This window comes from Pseudomonas sp. NFACC16-2, assembly GCF_900119205.1.
GTDB lineage: Bacteria > Pseudomonadota > Gammaproteobacteria > Pseudomonadales > Pseudomonadaceae > Aquipseudomonas > Aquipseudomonas fluorescens_Q.
Genome location: NZ_FPIX01000002.1, coordinates 177,133 through 192,419, shown reverse-complemented (window position 1 = coordinate 192,419; position 15,287 = coordinate 177,133). Strand labels below are relative to the sequence as shown.

The following is a 15,287-nucleotide window of genomic DNA, read 5'->3' as shown; positions in this document are numbered from 1 at the left end:
AATCATGAATCTACCTGTCTGTTCATTGGCAACTTCGGCCCTCTTCACCCCCAGCTGGCATGCCGAGCTGGAACTGGGTTACGCCCGATTCGGCGATCGCACGCGCCCGGTACAGCGTCGCCATAAGGGCCCGCTGCGGGTGCAGAAGCACTTGTATGCCGAAGGCCCCGAGGTGTGCCAGCACATCATCGTCCACCCGCCCGGTGGGATAGCCGGCGGTGACCGGTTGGACATTTCGGCCCACGTCGGCCCGGACGCCTGGGCGCAGTTAACCAGCCCCGGCGCGGCCAAGTGGTACCGCGCCGCCGGCCCGGCGTACCAGCAGTTGACCCTGAGCGTGGCTCCCGGTGCGACCCTGGAATGGCTGCCCCAGGAAACCATCGTCTTCAGCGCGGCCCAGGCCCAACTCAGCACCTGCATCGACCTGCAGGGCGACGGACGCCTGTTCTACTGGGACATGGTTGCCCTCGGCCGACCGGCCAGCGGCGAGCGGTTCGACCTGGGGCATTTCCAGTCGCGGCTGGACATTCGTCGCGACGGCCAGTTGCTGTGGCATGAGCGCCAGCGCATTGTGGGCGGTGATGGGTTGCTGGACTCACCCATCGGGTTGGGCGGCGATCCGGTGTTTGCCACGTTATTGGTGACCGGCGAGATCGACAGCGAGCTGTTGGAACTGTGCCGATCCCTGGGCCATGCCGTGCGCGGTGACCTGACCCAGTTGCCCGGCCTGGTCGTGGCGCGGTGCCTGGCGAGCGAGGCGTTGCTGGCGCGGGGGTGGCTGATTGCATTGTGGCGGCTCCTGCGCCCGGCGCTGCTCGGTCGAGAGGCCGTCCCCCCGAGAATCTGGAGCACCTGAATTTGCTTTCCTGTGGGCGCGAGCAAGCTCGCTCCCACAGGGGAATGGGTTTACAGCGAAAACTATTTATCTGCCTTATGGATTGCACATGGACCTGACCCCACGCGAAAAAGACAAGCTGCTGATCTTCACCGCCGGCCTCGTTGCCGAGCGGCGGTTGGCTCGCGGTTTGAAACTCAATTACCCGGAGGCCATGGCCTATATCTCCGCGGCCCTGCTCGAAGGCGCCCGTGACGGCCAGACCGTGGCCGAGCTGATGCACTACGGCACTACGCTGCTGAGCCGCGAACAGGTGATGGAAGGCATCCCGGAAATGATCCCCGAGATCCAGGTCGAGGCGACGTTTCCCGACGGCACCAAACTGGTCACCGTCCACCAGCCGATCGCCTGAGGCCATGCCATGACCTATCTCGTGCGCGACGCCCAGCCGACCGACCTGCCAGCGATCCGCGACATCTACAACGACGCGGTGCTGAACACCACCGCGATCTGGAACGAACAGGCCGTGGACCTGGGTAATCGCCAGACGTGGTTCAGCGCCCGGCAATCCCAAGGCTACCCGGTGCTGGTGGTGGTCGACGCCGAGGAGAACGTGCTCGGCTACGCTTCATTCGGCGACTGGCGGCCTTTCGACGGTTTCCGACACACCGTGGAGCATTCGGTGTACGTACGCAGCGATCAGCGCGGCAACGGCCTCGGTCCGCGCCTGATGACCACGCTGGTCGAGCGCGCCAGGGCCTGCGGCAAACACGTCATGGTCGCCGCCATTGAAAGCGGTAACACTGCCTCGATTCGCTTGCACGAGCGAGCCGGTTTCATCACCACCGGGCAAATGCCCCAGGTGGGTACCAAGTTCGGTCGCTGGCTGGACCTGACTTTCATGCAGTTGGTCCTCGATCCCGGGGCACAACCGCCTGCCTTTGACAAGGAGTGATGCCTATGAACCCCGCCCAGTTGCGTCGAGTCCACGCTGAAAGCTTTGCGCATTATCGCCAGGGCCTGATCGATCTGTTGCTCGATGCCGTCGGCTATGGCGCCAGCGTGGGGTTCATGGCCGACCTCGATGCGGTCCAGGCCCGCGCCTACTTCGACGAGGTCCAGGCCAGCCTCAACCAGGGCCACCTGCTGCTGTGGGTGGTGGTCAAGGATGAACAGGTGCAGGCCAGCGTCCAGCTTGCCCTGTGCCAGAAGCCCAACGGCCTCAATCGCGCCGAAGTGCAGAAGCTGCTGGTCCGCGGCGAGGCGCGCCGCCGGGGCCTGGGCCAGCAATTGATGAATGCCCTGGAACTCGGTGCCCGTCAGCACAAGCGCGGCCTGCTGTACCTCGACACCGAGGCCGGTTCCGAGGCCGAGGCGTTCTACCGGGCCATGGGCTACACCCGCGTCGGTGAACTGCCGGACTACTGCCAGAGCCCGGACGGGACCTACACACCGACCGCCATCTACTACAAGACTTTGGGGCAACCGCAATGATTCCAGGGCAATACCAGGTCCAGCCTGGCGACATCGAACTCAACGTCGGCCGCCGCACCCTCACGCTGAACGTCGCCAACAGCGGCGATCGGCCGATCCAGGTCGGCTCGCACTATCACTTTTTCGAGACCAACGACGCCCTGACCTTCGACCGCGCCGCCAGCCGTGGCATGCGCCTGAACATCCCGGCTGGCACCGCGGTGCGCTTCGAGCCGGGCCAGAGCCGCGAGGTAGAGCTGGTGGACCTGGCCGGGCATCGCCGGGTGTTCGGGTTTGCCGGGCGGGTGATGGGCGACCTGGATTAAGAATCAGCTCGTTCCCACGCTCTGCGTGGGGATGCATCCCGTGACGCTCCGCGTCACACAGGCGGACGCAGAGCGTCCATGGCGGCATTCCCACGCAGAGCGTGGGAACGATCAGGAAAGCACATGAAAATTTCGAGACAAGCCTACGCCGACATGTTCGGCCCCACCGTCGGTGACAAGGTCCGCCTGGCCGACACCGAGCTGTGGATCGAAGTGGAAAAGGACTTCACCACCTACGGCGAAGAAGTGAAATTCGGCGGTGGCAAGGTGATTCGCGACGGGATGGGCCAGAGCCAGCTGCTGGCCGCCGAGGTCGTGGACACGCTGATCACCAACGCGCTGATCATCGACCACTGGGGCATCGTCAAGGCCGATGTCGGCCTCAAGGACGGACGCATCGCGGCCATCGGCAAGGCCGGCAACCCGGATATCCAACCCGACGTAACCATCGCCATCGGCGCCAGCACCGAGGTGATCGCTGGCGAAGGCATGATCCTCACCGCTGGCGGCATCGACACCCACATCCACTTCATCTGCCCCCAGCAGATCGAAGAAGCGCTGATGAGCGGCGTGACCACCATGATCGGCGGCGGCACAGGCCCGGCCACTGGGACCAACGCCACCACCTGCACCTCTGGCCCCTGGCACCTGGCGCGCATGCTCCAGGCCGCCGACGCGTTCCCGATGAACATCGGCTTCACCGGCAAGGGCAACGCCAGCCTGCCAGAACCATTGATAGAACAGGTCAAGGCCGGGGCCATCGGCCTGAAGCTGCACGAAGACTGGGGCACCACGCCCGCGGCCATCGACAACTGCCTGAGCGTGGCCGACCAGTACGATGTGCAGGTGGCGATTCACACCGACACCCTCAACGAGTCTGGCTTCGTCGAGACCACCCTCGCCGCGTTCAAGGGCCGCACTATCCACACCTACCACACCGAAGGCGCTGGCGGCGGTCATGCGCCGGACATCATCAAGGCCTGCGGCTTCGCCAACGTGCTGCCCAGCTCCACCAACCCGACCCGGCCGTTCACCCGCAACACCATCGACGAGCACTTGGACATGCTGATGGTCTGCCATCACCTGGACCCGAGCATCGCCGAAGACGTGGCCTTCGCCGAAAGCCGCATCCGCCGCGAGACCATCGCCGCCGAAGACATTCTCCATGACCTCGGTGCGTTCTCGATGATCAGCTCCGACAGCCAGGCCATGGGCCGCGTCGGCGAAGTCATCACGCGCACCTGGCAGACCGCCGACAAGATGAAGAAGCAACGCGGCGCCCTGCCCGGCGACGGCGAAGGCAACGACAATTTCCGCATCAAGCGCTACATCGCCAAGTACACCATCAACCCGGCGATCACCCACGGTATCAGCCATGAAGTGGGTTCCATCGAAGTGGGCAAATGGGCTGACCTGGTGCTGTGGCGACCGGCATTCTTCGGCGTCAAGCCAACCCTGATCCTCAAAGGCGGGGCCATCGCCGCCAGCCTGATGGGCGACGCCAACGCCTCGATCCCGACGCCACAACCGGTGCACTACCGACCGATGTTCGCAAGCTTTGGCGGCTCGCGGCACGCCACCAGCCTGACCTTCATCAGCCAGGCCGCCGCCGAGGCGGGGCTACCGGAGCAATTGGGCCTGAAGAAGAGAATCGCCGTGGTCAAGGGCTGTCGCGATGTGCAGAAGACCGACTTGATCCACAACGACTACCTGCCGAGCATCGACGTTGATCCACAGACGTACCAGGTCAAGGCCGATGGGGTGTTGCTGTGGTGTGAGCCGGCAGAGGTGCTGCCGATGGCGCAGCGGTATTTTCTGTTTTGATGGTCGACCTGATCGAATACATGACTTTGTGGTGAGAGGAGGGTATCTGTGGCAAGAGGGGGTATCTGTGGCGAGGGGATTTATCCCCGCTGGGCTGCGCAGCAGCCCCAAGACTCACAGCCTCGGTGTGTCAGACTGACTGTGCTTAGCCTTTTTGGGGCTGCTTTGCAGCCCAACGGGGATAAATCCCCTCGCCACAGATAAATCCCCTCGCCACAGGGTCTGCATTTGGCTTGAGGATCTGCATCACTCCACCAACCGCCCCAGCCGCTGCTTGAGCATGCGGTTTTCGCTGCGCAGTTGTTGCACTTCTTCCAGCAAGTCCAGCGCCAGGGCGACGCCTTCCCATTCCAGCTCCAGCTCGCGGCGCAACTTGGCCGCGCGGCGGGCCAGAACCAGTTCGTAATCGGTGAAACGCCAATCCGCCGGAGCCGCGCCATGGGGTTCGAGGATGCCGTGGGCGACGATTTCGATGACGTGGACATCCTGCAACGCGGCGGCCTCGCAGAACTCCGTCAGGGTCAGTTCAATGATCGGGTTGTTCATGGTCTGCTTCTCCCAATGCGTTAACTGTCGAGTCTAGCCGTGACTGCCCTTGTGGACACAAACACCTGTGGCGAGGGGATTTATCCCCGCTGGGCTGCGTAGCAGCCCCAAGACTCACCGCCTCGGTGTGTCAGGCTGATTGCGCTCAGCCTTTTTGGGGCTGCTTTGCAGCCCAACGGGGATAAATCCCCTCGCCACAGTTTCTTGCCTGGCCAATCAAATGAATGCATTAGCAACCAGCAACCATCAGAAATTCTCCCGCGGATCGAACGCGGCTTTCTTCGCCAGCTCTGCCCACAGTGCCTTGACCGCCTCATCGTTGGCCTTGGGCATCACGGCCTTGAGCTGCACGAACAGGTAGCCGCGCTCGCCGGCCTTGTTGCGCAGGCCATGGCCCTTGGCGCGCATGCGCTGGCCGTTCTGGCTGCCGGCCGGGACCTTGAGGTTGATCTTGCCGGTGAGGGTCGGGACCGCCACTTCGGTGCCCAGGGCCAATTCCCACGGGGCCAGGGGCAAGGTGATGATCAGGTCCTGGCCTTCGACGTCGAACTTGGGGTGCGGCGCGAAGCGAATGGTCAGGTACAGGTCGCCATTGGCACCGCCACCGATACCCGGCGCGCCCTGGCCCTTGAGGCGGATGCGTTCGCCGTCCGTCACACCGGCCGGGATCTTCACGTTCAGGCTTTTGCTGGTGTTGCTCACATGCTGGCCGGCCGCGTTGTACTGCGGCACCTGGAAGCTGACTTTCTTCGACTCGCTCGACAGGGTCTCTTCCAGGAAGATCGGTAGTTCCATTTCCACGTCTTGCCCTCGACGGCCGGCGCTGCGACCTGACTGCCCACCACCGAAACCCGACCCGCGATTACCGAAGATCGAACTGAAGAAGTCCGAGAAGTCGCCGCTGTCCTGGCCACCGCCAAAACCGCCACGGCTTTGCCAACCCGGCGGGCCCTGGAACGGCTGGCCGTGCTGGCCATAACGGCGCAGGTCGTCGTATTCGGCGCGCTTGTCGGCGCTTTTCAGCGCTTCATAGGCTTCGGAGACGTCCTTGAACTTGGTCTCGGCGTCTTTTTCCTTACTGACATCCGGGTGGTACTTGCGCGCCAATTTGCGATAGGCGGCCTTGATCGTGGCGTCGTCGGCCGTCGGCTCCACACCCAGAATCTTGTAATAGTCTTTGAAGTCCATTGAAGGATCACCATCCGTTATCGAATCGCACCACCACCCGCAGCATGCTCGTGATACAAGTCCTGGGGTTTGACCGATCTCAAGGTTTGTGACCGGGCGGTGCAGCAGAAGTTTATCGGCAGTCGGTGGCGGTTCTTGTGCCCGCCCTGTGGCTGCCAGGCTCATGCCAGCAAGTTTGGGGGGAATGTGCTGTCTTTCAAGGCCAGCGTTTGCAAATTAGCAGATAACCGGCCTTCGAATCCGCGCCACACTGGCATACACTGCGCGGCCGTTTTTTCAACTGGAACCCGAAAGACATGAAAAACGCATCCCCGGCCCGTGCCTGCGGCATCGACTTTGGCACGTCCAACTCCACTGTCGGCTGGCTGCGCCCCGGCATGGAAACGTTGATCGCGCTGGAGGACGACAAGATCACCCTGCCTTCGGTGGTCTTTTTCAATCTCGAGGAACGCCGCCCGGTGTATGGCCGCCTGGCCCTGCACGAATACCTGGAAGGCTACGAAGGCCGGCTGATGCGCTCGCTCAAGAGCCTGCTGGGCTCCAAGCTGATCAAGCACGACACCAGCGTGTTGGGCACGGCGATGCCGTTCAAGGATCTGCTGGGGCTGTTCATCGGCCAGTTGAAGAAACGCGCCGAAGCCACCGCCGGCCGGGAATTCGAAGAAGTGGTGCTGGGCCGCCCGGTGTTTTTCGTCGACGACGATGAAATGGCCGACCAGGAAGCGGAAAACACCTTGGTGGACGTCGCCCGCGCCATCGGTTTCAAGGAGGTTTCGTTCCAGTACGAGCCTATCGCGGCGGCATTCGACTATGAATCGACCATCGAGAAAGAAGAGCTGGTGCTGATCGTCGACATCGGCGGCGGTACCTCGGACTTCTCCCTGGTGCGCCTGTCCCCCGAGCGCCGCACCCACGACAACCGCCACGCCGACATCCTTGCCACCGGTGGCGTGCACATCGGCGGGACCGATTTCGACAAGCAACTTTCGCTAGCCGGCCTGATGCCGCTGTTCGGCTACGGCAGCCGCATGAAGAGTGGCGCCTACATGCCCACCAGTCACCACATGAACCTGGCGACCTGGCACACCATCAACGCGGTGTACTCGCAAAAATCCACCCTCGCCCTGGGCAGCATGCGCTACGACATCGAAGACACCGGCGGCATCGACCGGTTGTTCAAACTGATCGAACAGCGCGCCGGGCACTGGCTGGCGATGGAAGTGGAAGAAACCAAGATCGAGCTGACCCACGCCGACCAGCGCCACGTGCCGCTGGACCGGATCGAGCCAGGCCTGAGCGTGGACCTGAGCCGGGCCTTGTTCGAGTCGGCCATCGACGGCTTGCTGGAGCGAGTGCGCGGCAGCGTCACGCAGTTGCTGGGCGATGCCAACGTGCGGGTCGATCAGGTGGACACGGTGTTCTTCACCGGCGGTTCCAGCGGTATCCCGGCGCTGCGCAACAGCGTCTCGGCGATGCTGCCCCAGGCGCGGCATGTGGAAGGCAATATCTTCGGCAGTATCGGCAGCGGGTTGGCAATCGAGGCGCTGAAGCGTTACGGCACACAGGCCTGATCCAGGACCGAGGCGCCTGAATCGCGAGCAAGCTCGCTCCCACATTCGACCGCATTCTTTCTGAAAAAACCCGGTCAACTGTGAGAGCGAGCTTGCTCGCGATGGCGCCAGACCAGACGCCACATACCCTCGATCAGACCATCCCCACCTGCTTCAACTCACTCTTGAGATACGCATAATAAATCGGTCCCGCCACCACCCCCGGCAGGCCGAATGCCGCCTCGAACACCAGCATCGCCATGAGCAACTCCCAGGACTTGGCGCTGATCTGCCCGCCGACAATGCGGGCGTTGAGGAAGTACTCGAGCTTGTGGATCACGATCAGGTAACCCAGCGCCGCCACCGCCACCCAGATCGACAGCGACAAGCCGACAATGGTGATCAGCGTGTTGGACATCAGGTTGCCGATGACCGGTAGCAGCCCCAGCAGGAAGGTCATCACGATCAGGGTCTTGGTCAGCGGTAGCTTGATGCCGAACAACGGCAGCACCACCGCCAGGAAAATCCCGGTGAAGAAGGTGTTGAGCAGGGAAATCTTGATCTGGGCGAAGACGATGTTGCGAAACGCCTTGACCAGCAGGTTCAGGCGATCGAACAGCGCCGCGGCCAGAGGCTTGCGCTTGGTCAGGTCGGGGATGCGCTGCAGGGCAACGATGGCCCCCAGCACCATGCCGATCAGCAGCGTCACGAACATGTGGGCCGCGTCCTTGCCCACCAGTTGCAGGTCGCTCAGGTGCTTGCTCACCCAGTCACCGATCGCCACCCGGAACTCGGCGGCGCTGGCCGGCAGGTAAGCGTCGATGAACGGCGGTAATTGCCCACGGGCACGGTCGACCACGGTCATGAACTTGTCCAGGGACGCGCCCGGGTTTTCCGCTTCATGCAACAGGAAACTGAAAGCGCCGGCGAAGATCAACGTCAGCACACTGACCACCAGCGTGCCCAGCAACGCCACCGCCAACCAGCGAGCACGGCGGCCTTCGATCAGTCGCTGCAACTGCGGGGTGAGCATGTTGACCAGTTCGAACACCAGCAGCCCGGCCAGCAGGCTCGGCAACAGGCGCAGCGGCAGCACCAGCAACAGCCCACCAAAAATGATCACCCAACTGATCACCAACAACACATGACGCTGAGAAAACGTTGGCATACAGCCTCAGGACAAAACGGCGTGAAAGGATCGGCAGTCTGCCAGCCTTCCACTAGCAGCACTAGGGATTGTATCGGCCGACCTTCGTCGCAGTTCAGGGTTTTTTGCGGTGGATGTGCCGGCCCCATCGCGAGCAAGCTCGCTCCCACTCCGGACCGGGCAACACAGCCCCACCGTGAGAGCGGGCTTGCTCACGATAGGGCTCATGGGTTCAACGCTTATTTTTTCTTCAGGCACTCACTCATGAACGCCTTGCGGGCATCGCCCTTCAATGCCTGGGTGGTGGCCGTGGCATTGCAGGTTTTCATACGCTCCTGCGGGGTGCTCGGTACAGCGGTAGCCTTGAGACAGGTGCTCATGAAGGCCTTGCGCTCGTCGCCCTTGAGCGCCTTGGCGGTGGCGTCGGCGTTGCAGGTGGTCATCTTGGTCTGCTGCGCCGTCGCGGCGAAGCCCTGGGAACACAGTAGCAAACCGATCATCAACAGAGGGACACGCAGCATCTTCATGGTGGTTCTCCTGGCTGCCGCACGAGGGTACGGCGATGAGGTGCAGTGTAGACAACGCCTGTTACACCTTCCCCAGGTTGACCCTCAGGGCCTGATCTAGCGCTTGCTCGCGATGAACGATAACGCGGTCCAACAGGCTACACCCCGGCAGCCTTCAACCGCTCGGCATGCTCGACAAACAACCGGATCGGCTCGGCCCCCTTGCCCACCAACCCCAGCGATTGGTTGACGATATCGAAATGGTCCAGCGGATAGTCATCGCCGATGACCGTTCCCAGGTGCGAGCTGTAGCGTCCGACCATGCCGTCGCATTGCCCCGCTTCCCTGACAAAGGTGCGGGCGAATAAACGGCAAGTGCGGTTGGTGCCGTCGAACAGATTGCGCCCTCTATCGGTCTTGCCTGGCTGCAAGGTGCCGGACCACGAGTAGTAACGCACGCCATTGACCTCTTCCGGTCCATTCCCGCCCCAGGTTTGCGGCAAGCCCTGTGGATAACGTTGGTTGAACAGCGCCACCCCGGCGGTGGTCAGGGAAGCATGGGACGCCTGTATATCCACCGGTAGCTTCGGCCCGCGATAGCCGGTTTCCAGCAGGCTCATCAGGGTGTTGATCAGGCGCAGCACGGCACTGAGCACGCGCCCCTTGGCACTGTCGGCGGGGTAGTGGGCTTGCAGGTAATCCGCCAGTTCGGAGCCGTGGTTGGTGCCGGCCACCGACGTGACCGACGCCACCAGGTCCGGCCGTTTGGCCGCCGCATAGCGGGCGGTCAGGCTGCCCTGGCTGTGGCCGATCAGGTTGACTTTCTGCGCACCGGTTTGCCGCAGGATCTCATCGATCCGCGCCAGCAATTGCTCGCCGCGCACCTCGGAAGAATGCAGCGGCGAAACCTTCACCGCCACGACCACTGCCCCGCCGCGACGCAACGCCGAGACGATCCCATACCAGTACGAATACAACACCAGGCGTATGAACCCGAGCATGCCCGGGACCAGTACCAGCGGATAACGAGTGGCGCAGCGTTGCGACATGGCGACATCCTTGTGATCAAGAGGGGTCAGCATCGGTACTGATGATGACCAGTCTATGACACCCAGATGAATCCGTGGCGAGGGAGCTTGCTCCCGCTAGGCTGCGCAGCAGCCCTTTTTCAAAAAGTCCGCGCCAGCGCCAGCAAACGCTCCTCGGCCTCGGCGCAGGACAACGCAAAGCTGCGCTCGGCCGACTCCTCGCCTTCTGCCGCCACCACTGTCACATCGGTGATGCCGATAAACCCCAGGACGGTGCGCAACAGCGTATCGGCGTGGTTCATGCTCTCCAACGGGCCGCCAGGGCCGAAACCGAAATCGCCGCGACTGGTCACGATCAGGGCTTTCTTGCCCAGCAACAGCGGCTCGTAGTGCGACACGCCATTATCCAGGCTGTGGTTGAACGTCAGCCCGATGCGCACGATCTGGTCGATCCAGGCCTTCACGCCGCCGGGCACGCTGAAGTTGTGCATGGGCGCGGAGATCACCAGTCGGTCATGGGCTTGCAACTCCTCGACCAAGGCATCGCTCAGGGCCAGGTCCGCTTGCATGATCAACGGACGGGCCTGGGGCTCGGGGTAGAACGCCGCGGCGATGAACGCTTCGTTGACCGGTGCAATCACCGTCCGTCCAACTTCTCGACGGGTCAATTGCGATTGTGGATGGGCGGCCTGCCACGCCGACACAAAGACCTCGGCCAAGCGCCGGGAATGAGAGCGCTCGCCACGGGGACTGCCATGCACCACAAGAATATTACTCATCTGAATCTCCTTTTGCGCGGCTACAATCAACACTGTTTGTGCCTTTCAGCTTGCAGTTCGTCGCCGCTGACAGACAAATGAGCGTTAGTTCATCTGGATGAGTTATTTTCATCCATTGCATTTCAGGAGAATCAGAATGTTCGCCAATCTGCCGCTCAACGCCCTGCGCGCCTTCGAGGCTGCCGCGCGGCTGCTCAGTTTCAAGGCGGCTGCGGCGGAGCTGTCGGTGACGCCTACGGCGGTCTCCCATCAGATTCGATCCCTGGAGAGCTGGCTGGGGCTGGCGCTGTTCGAACGCCTGCCACGCCAGGTACGCCTCACCGACGGCGGGCAACGCCTGTTCCACAGCCTGCACGGGGCGTTGCTGGAAGTGGCCCAAAGCGTCGACACCCTGCGCCCGCAACGCAGCACCAGCCACCTGACACTGTCCACCACCGCAGCGTTTGCCGCCCTGTGGCTGGTGCCTCGCCTGGGGCGTTTTTATGCGCGTCACCCGAACATCAACGTGCGCCTGGACACCCACTGCGAAGTGATCGACCTGCACCAGGACGCCAGCGTCGACCTGGTGGTGCGCTACAGCTTGGACGCCTACCCGAACCTGTACGGCATGTGCCTGTTCGATGAAAGCTTCGGGGTCTATGGCTCGCCTGAACAGGTGGCCCTGGCGGCACGGCAGGTGCCGACGCTGATCAGCGTGCATTGGCACAACGCCAAGCTGTACGCCCACGGTTGGGATGCCTGGTGCGCCCTGGCCGGGGAAACCTGGCTTACCCGGCAGCCGTGCATGCGCGCGTACGACGAGGAGCATTACGCCTTGCAAGCGGCGATCGCCGGGCAGGGCCTGGTGCTGGCGAGTAATATCCTGGCGTCCGAAAGCATCGCCAGTGGCTTGCTGGTGGGTTATCGCCCGGACGTCCAGGTCAATGGCGCCGGCTACAGCGCCCTGTGCGTCCCGGGCCGCGAACGCCATCCCCCGGTGCGGGCGTTCTTCCAGTGGCTAGGGGAGGAAGCACGGCTGTCCGGCTATGCGCTGAAAAACTCGGTAAAACTTTTTCAGGACCGTGTCACTCAGACTTAGAGTGATCGCGCCATCAGAGCGTGACGCTCCCACCGGATCAGCCTCCAGGAGAACGAGATGAGCGACATGCACTTATCCGATGTAACGACCCTGCGCGAACGCGCACGGCAGAACGTGCAGAACGGCGCAGTGACCGAAGGTTACGGCGCCGATCGGCAGGAAGTTGTCCGCCTGCTCAACGAAGCGCTAGCCACCGAACTGGTCTGCGTGCTGCGCTACAAGCGCCACTACTTCATGGCCACCGGCCTCAAGGCCAGCGTGGCGGCCAGTGAATTCCTCGAGCACGCGAACCAGGAAGCCGAACACGCCGACAAACTCGCCGAACGAATCGTGCAGCTGGGCGGCGAGCCGGAGTTCAACCCCGACCTGTTGACCCGCAATTCCCACGCCCAGTACGTGGCGGGCAACACCCTCAAGGAAATGGTCTACGAGGACCTGGTGGCGGAACGGATCGCCATCGACAGCTATCGGGAAATCATCCAGTACATTGGCGAAAAAGACCCGACCACCCGGCGCATCTTCGAAGACATCCTGGCCCAGGAAGAAGAGCATGCCGATGACATGGCCGATATCCTGGCCGACCTCTGATACTGAGCTTGCTCGCGATGAGGCCAGCCGCCTCACCGCACTACCGAGCTACCGGGTGGGCTTGACCGTCACCGGTGCCTTGCCCGCTTTCATCTGCTCCAGCAGCGGCGCGCACTGGTTCGGCTCACCGCCGCTGGGCGCTACCAGCGCGAGCAAGCCGGCGGCCGGTGCAGCGATCACACCCAACGCCACCATCCCGGCGCCGCGCAGCATCAGCGGCACCGCCTTGACCCCGGCGGCGGGCTTGGCGAACGGACCCCGGACGTACAACGGCGAGCGCAGGGAAATCAGGCGCCAGCCCTTGGACTCGGGGGTGATGGTCAGGTCCAGCTGTTCATTCGCCATGTTCGCCGTGCCGTCGATGTAGATGATCGCGTTCTCGGTGTCGAACACGAACAGACGCGTGGTTGCCAGGCCCGTCTTGATGTCGAAGTCCGCCGCTGCGCAGTTGATCTTCACTTCCTTGTCGCCAAAGATTTTCCCCACCACGTAGTTGCCGACGTTCAGCCCCGCCAGCTCCATCAGCTCACGACTGATGGCGCCATCGTTGATGAGCATTTTCAGCGTGCCATTGGAAGTGCCCAGCAACGCCGCCACCGAATTGCCGCGCCCGGTGATATCGGCATCGCCGTTCAATTCGCCGAAACTGGTTTTCATCGGCTCAAAACCCGGGAACAGCTGCTTGAGCTTGAAGCCGCGCGCCGTCAACTTCGCCCGGCCTTCAAGGGGCTGGGCATGGCCATTGAGGCGGATCTGCGCATCGAGGCGACCACCGGCCACGCCGAAGCGCAGGGGCTCGAGGCTCAACTGCCCATCGTTGAGCACCAGATGGGTATACAGGTCGGTGAATGGCAGCTGCTCGCTATGGACAATGCGCTTGCCGGTGAACTCCACATCGGCGTCCATCACGTTCCAACGCTCGGTGCGAAACTCTTCCACGGGCAAGATCTTGTCGGCTGGCTGCTTGCTGGCGCCGCCACGGGCCTTTTGCTCGGTATTGGAGTCAGCACCGATCAGCGGCGCCAGGTCGCTGAACAGCAATTGGTTGGAGACCAGCGCGCCACTGAGTTTCGGCCGCGGCTGACTGGCGACATAAGCCAGGTCGCCATGGATATCGCTGTCGCCGATCTTGCCGTTGAACGCCTCGTAGCGGAACAGCGCCCCATCCGGCTCATGCAGCTTGGCGATCAAGTGGCCATCGGTGGCATAGGGCGGTGAATCCGGCAGGGTCACGCCGGTCAGCGGGTAGAGATGAGCCAGGCTGTTGCCGGCCAGTTTCAAGCGCAGATCCAGGGCGCCGAGGTTCCTCGGGTCAGTGAGGGTGCCGGCCAGTTCGACGCGGGTCTCGGCAATCTTCGCCTGGGCCTGGAGCGGAAAGGGTCGTGAGGCATCCTGCAATGCCAGCAAACCACCGACCTTGCCGGAGCCAGCCAGGTTTTGCCCGTGATACTGCCCGTTGACCTTGAAGGCGAACGCGTAGTCCTGCGGCGTCGCGCCCTGGTCCTGGGCCTTTTTGGCGGCCTTGTCACCGACGATATCGCTGAAGGGGATGGGTTTGCCCAACGGGTCGATCAACAGATCGAGCCGGGTCTTGAGCGTCTGGTCGTCAAGGGTGACGTGGCCCTTGTCGAAGCCGATGGCGCCGATGTCCACCACCCAGCTGGACGGCTCGGCGTCCGGGTCTTTCGGATCGAATTGGAAGGTCCAGTTGGCGCGTCCGTCAGCCAGACGCTGCAGGTTGGCATTGGGCTCAGTCAGGTCGATGCGCGGTATCGCCACCCGCCGGGCCAGCAAGGCCAAGGGGGACACGCGCAACTCGACACGCTTGAGCGTGACCATTTGCGGGTTTTTCGACCAATCAGGGTTGCCCAGGCTCAAATCCTCGGCCACCACGTGGGGCCAGGGCATCCAGGCTCGCCAGCCCCCTTCCTCCGGTTCACGCTGCCAGGCAACCGCCAAATTGCCGTTGATGGCAAAGGGGCGATGCAACTCCTCGGAAACCTTGGCATTGAGCGCAGGCTTGATGCGGTTCCAGTCGAAGAACGCGATGACCAGGACCAGCACGGCCAGCAGGACAACAAGGCTGGCAAAGCTCCAGGCGAGGATTTTCGAGGTGCGCGTCATGCACAAGGCTCCTGATGACAAGTCAGCGTGCGCAACCGCGACGCCGCTGGGAACACGACCCTGCAGTCGGTTCGTTATGAAGGGTTGGACTGGTAAAGCAGCCCACAGGTGCCGATGAACGGCACAAAAAAAGCAATATTCCTGACCGATCAGCCAACAAACTGTTACCGCACCCGCACATTTGCGAGGCAGTAGTGGGTACAAAATACCCACCTCGGTGCAAAACCACACCTCGGAAACGCCCGTTCTAGAGCCTTCGCCCAGAACAATCAATTCCGTTGATTATTACCATTGT

The 15,287-nt window shown here is 62.6% G+C and carries 16 protein-coding genes; 9 read left to right on the top strand and 7 right to left on the bottom strand.

Annotated features, from left to right (window positions below; translation table 11 throughout):
• The first annotated feature begins 4 nt into the window (after nucleotides 1-4).
• The 6 genes from BT116_RS03970 (at nucleotide 5) to ureC (ending at nucleotide 4,458) form a co-directional block, all read left to right on the top strand.
• A complete protein-coding gene (locus BT116_RS03970; protein WP_072340214.1) occupies nucleotides 5-856 on the top strand; it encodes an urease accessory protein UreD in 852 nt (283 codons plus the stop codon).
• An 88-nt stretch (nucleotides 857-944) separates the two neighbouring features.
• Entirely contained in the window at nucleotides 945-1,247 is a 303-nt protein-coding gene (gene ureA, locus BT116_RS03965; RefSeq protein WP_003197350.1) for an urease subunit gamma, read from the top strand.
• A 9-nt stretch (nucleotides 1,248-1,256) separates the two neighbouring features.
• Nucleotides 1,257-1,790, top strand: coding sequence for a GNAT family N-acetyltransferase (locus tag BT116_RS03960; protein ID WP_072340212.1), 534 nt, complete (start codon nucleotides 1,257-1,259; stop codon nucleotides 1,788-1,790).
• Between the two features lie 5 nt (nucleotides 1,791-1,795).
• A complete protein-coding gene (locus BT116_RS03955; RefSeq protein ID WP_072340210.1) occupies nucleotides 1,796-2,329 on the top strand; it encodes a GNAT family N-acetyltransferase in 534 nt (177 codons plus the stop codon).
• Nucleotides 2,326-2,634 carry an urease subunit beta gene (locus BT116_RS03950; RefSeq protein ID WP_003186307.1) on the top strand — a complete coding sequence of 103 codons (309 nt, stop codon included), beginning with the start codon at nucleotides 2,326-2,328 and terminating at the stop codon, nucleotides 2,632-2,634. Before BT116_RS03955 ends, BT116_RS03950 begins: the two co-directional genes overlap by 4 nt.
• 123 nt (nucleotides 2,635-2,757) lie before the next feature.
• The gene (gene ureC / locus BT116_RS03945) at nucleotides 2,758-4,458 is read left to right on the top strand and encodes an urease subunit alpha (protein ID WP_072340207.1); all 1,701 of its coding nucleotides are present in this window, start codon (nucleotides 2,758-2,760) and stop codon (nucleotides 4,456-4,458) included.
• Nucleotides 4,459-4,704: 246 nt separating this feature from the next.
• Here ureC and BT116_RS03940 read toward each other — a convergent pair whose 3' ends face one another.
• Complete coding sequence (locus tag BT116_RS03940; protein WP_063323146.1) at nucleotides 4,705-5,004, bottom strand: chaperone modulator CbpM; 300 nt, start codon at nucleotides 5,002-5,004, stop codon at nucleotides 4,705-4,707.
• Nucleotides 5,005-5,250: 246 nt separating this feature from the next.
• Entirely contained in the window at nucleotides 5,251-6,192 is a 942-nt protein-coding gene (locus BT116_RS03935; RefSeq protein ID WP_072340205.1) for a DnaJ C-terminal domain-containing protein, read from the bottom strand.
• Nucleotides 6,193-6,488: 296 nt separating this feature from the next.
• On the opposite strand from BT116_RS03935, the gene BT116_RS03930 reads away from it, so the two are divergent.
• The gene (locus BT116_RS03930; RefSeq protein ID WP_072340203.1) at nucleotides 6,489-7,763 is read left to right on the top strand and encodes an Hsp70 family protein; all 1,275 of its coding nucleotides are present in this window, start codon (nucleotides 6,489-6,491) and stop codon (nucleotides 7,761-7,763) included.
• Between the two features lie 133 nt (nucleotides 7,764-7,896).
• Here the strand turns inward: BT116_RS03930 and BT116_RS03925 are convergent, their stop codons facing one another.
• The 4 genes from BT116_RS03925 to BT116_RS03910 all read right to left on the bottom strand — a co-directional run bounded on the left by BT116_RS03925 (nucleotide 7,897) and on the right by BT116_RS03910 (nucleotide 11,202).
• Nucleotides 7,897-8,910: an AI-2E family transporter gene (locus tag BT116_RS03925; RefSeq protein WP_003197331.1), complete on the bottom strand. Its 1,014-nt coding sequence runs from the start codon at nucleotides 8,908-8,910 to the stop codon at nucleotides 7,897-7,899.
• A 218-nt stretch (nucleotides 8,911-9,128) separates the two neighbouring features.
• Entirely contained in the window at nucleotides 9,129-9,416 is a 288-nt protein-coding gene (locus tag BT116_RS03920) for a PsiF family protein (RefSeq protein ID WP_072340201.1), read from the bottom strand.
• A 137-nt stretch (nucleotides 9,417-9,553) separates the two neighbouring features.
• Nucleotides 9,554-10,444: an esterase/lipase family protein gene (locus BT116_RS03915; protein WP_072340199.1), complete on the bottom strand. Its 891-nt coding sequence runs from the start codon at nucleotides 10,442-10,444 to the stop codon at nucleotides 9,554-9,556.
• Nucleotides 10,445-10,563: 119 nt separating this feature from the next.
• Nucleotides 10,564-11,202, bottom strand: coding sequence for an FMN-dependent NADH-azoreductase (locus tag BT116_RS03910; RefSeq protein ID WP_072340197.1), 639 nt, complete (start codon nucleotides 11,200-11,202; stop codon nucleotides 10,564-10,566).
• A gap of 97 nt (nucleotides 11,203-11,299) precedes the next feature.
• On the opposite strand from BT116_RS03910, the gene BT116_RS03905 reads away from it, so the two are divergent.
• Together BT116_RS03905 and BT116_RS03900 are read left to right on the top strand one after the other, a co-directional pair.
• Nucleotides 11,300-12,280 (top strand): LysR substrate-binding domain-containing protein, encoded by a 981-nt coding sequence (locus BT116_RS03905; RefSeq protein ID WP_170845932.1) that lies wholly within the window; start codon nucleotides 11,300-11,302, stop codon nucleotides 12,278-12,280.
• A gap of 57 nt (nucleotides 12,281-12,337) precedes the next feature.
• Entirely contained in the window at nucleotides 12,338-12,868 is a 531-nt protein-coding gene (locus tag BT116_RS03900) for a ferritin-like domain-containing protein (protein ID WP_003197320.1), read from the top strand.
• A 48-nt stretch (nucleotides 12,869-12,916) separates the two neighbouring features.
• On the opposite strand, the gene BT116_RS03895 is transcribed toward BT116_RS03900, so the two are convergent.
• Entirely contained in the window at nucleotides 12,917-14,992 is a 2,076-nt protein-coding gene (locus BT116_RS03895; RefSeq protein WP_072340193.1) for an AsmA family protein, read from the bottom strand.
• Nucleotides 14,993-15,287: the final 295 nt, after the last annotated feature.

What these genes read in the sequence shown, in the direction of transcription:
- BT116_RS03970 (WP_072340214.1), top strand. Translation starts at nt 5, where the DNA reads ATGAATCTACCTGTCTGTTCATTGGCAACTTCGGCCCTCTTCACCCCC.
- ureA (WP_003197350.1), top strand. Translation starts at nt 945, where the DNA reads ATGGACCTGACCCCACGCGAAAAAGACAAGCTGCTGATCTTCACCGCC.
- BT116_RS03960 (WP_072340212.1), top strand. Translation starts at nt 1,257, where the DNA reads ATGACCTATCTCGTGCGCGACGCCCAGCCGACCGACCTGCCAGCGATC.
- BT116_RS03955 (WP_072340210.1), top strand. Translation starts at nt 1,796, where the DNA reads ATGAACCCCGCCCAGTTGCGTCGAGTCCACGCTGAAAGCTTTGCGCAT.
- BT116_RS03950 (WP_003186307.1), top strand. Translation starts at nt 2,326, where the DNA reads ATGATTCCAGGGCAATACCAGGTCCAGCCTGGCGACATCGAACTCAAC.
- ureC (WP_072340207.1), top strand. Translation starts at nt 2,758, where the DNA reads ATGAAAATTTCGAGACAAGCCTACGCCGACATGTTCGGCCCCACCGTC.
- BT116_RS03940 (WP_063323146.1), bottom strand. Translation starts at nt 5,004, where the DNA reads ATGAACAACCCGATCATTGAACTGACCCTGACGGAGTTCTGCGAGGCC.
- BT116_RS03935 (WP_072340205.1), bottom strand. Translation starts at nt 6,192, where the DNA reads ATGGACTTCAAAGACTATTACAAGATTCTGGGTGTGGAGCCGACGGCC.
- BT116_RS03930 (WP_072340203.1), top strand. Translation starts at nt 6,489, where the DNA reads ATGAAAAACGCATCCCCGGCCCGTGCCTGCGGCATCGACTTTGGCACG.
- BT116_RS03925 (WP_003197331.1), bottom strand. Translation starts at nt 8,910, where the DNA reads ATGCCAACGTTTTCTCAGCGTCATGTGTTGTTGGTGATCAGTTGGGTG.
- BT116_RS03920 (WP_072340201.1), bottom strand. Translation starts at nt 9,416, where the DNA reads ATGAAGATGCTGCGTGTCCCTCTGTTGATGATCGGTTTGCTACTGTGT.
- BT116_RS03915 (WP_072340199.1), bottom strand. Translation starts at nt 10,444, where the DNA reads ATGTCGCAACGCTGCGCCACTCGTTATCCGCTGGTACTGGTCCCGGGC.
- BT116_RS03910 (WP_072340197.1), bottom strand. Translation starts at nt 11,202, where the DNA reads ATGAGTAATATTCTTGTGGTGCATGGCAGTCCCCGTGGCGAGCGCTCT.
- BT116_RS03905 (WP_170845932.1), top strand. Translation starts at nt 11,300, where the DNA reads ATGAGTTATTTTCATCCATTGCATTTCAGGAGAATCAGAATGTTCGCC.
- BT116_RS03900 (WP_003197320.1), top strand. Translation starts at nt 12,338, where the DNA reads ATGAGCGACATGCACTTATCCGATGTAACGACCCTGCGCGAACGCGCA.
- BT116_RS03895 (WP_072340193.1), bottom strand. Translation starts at nt 14,992, where the DNA reads ATGACGCGCACCTCGAAAATCCTCGCCTGGAGCTTTGCCAGCCTTGTT.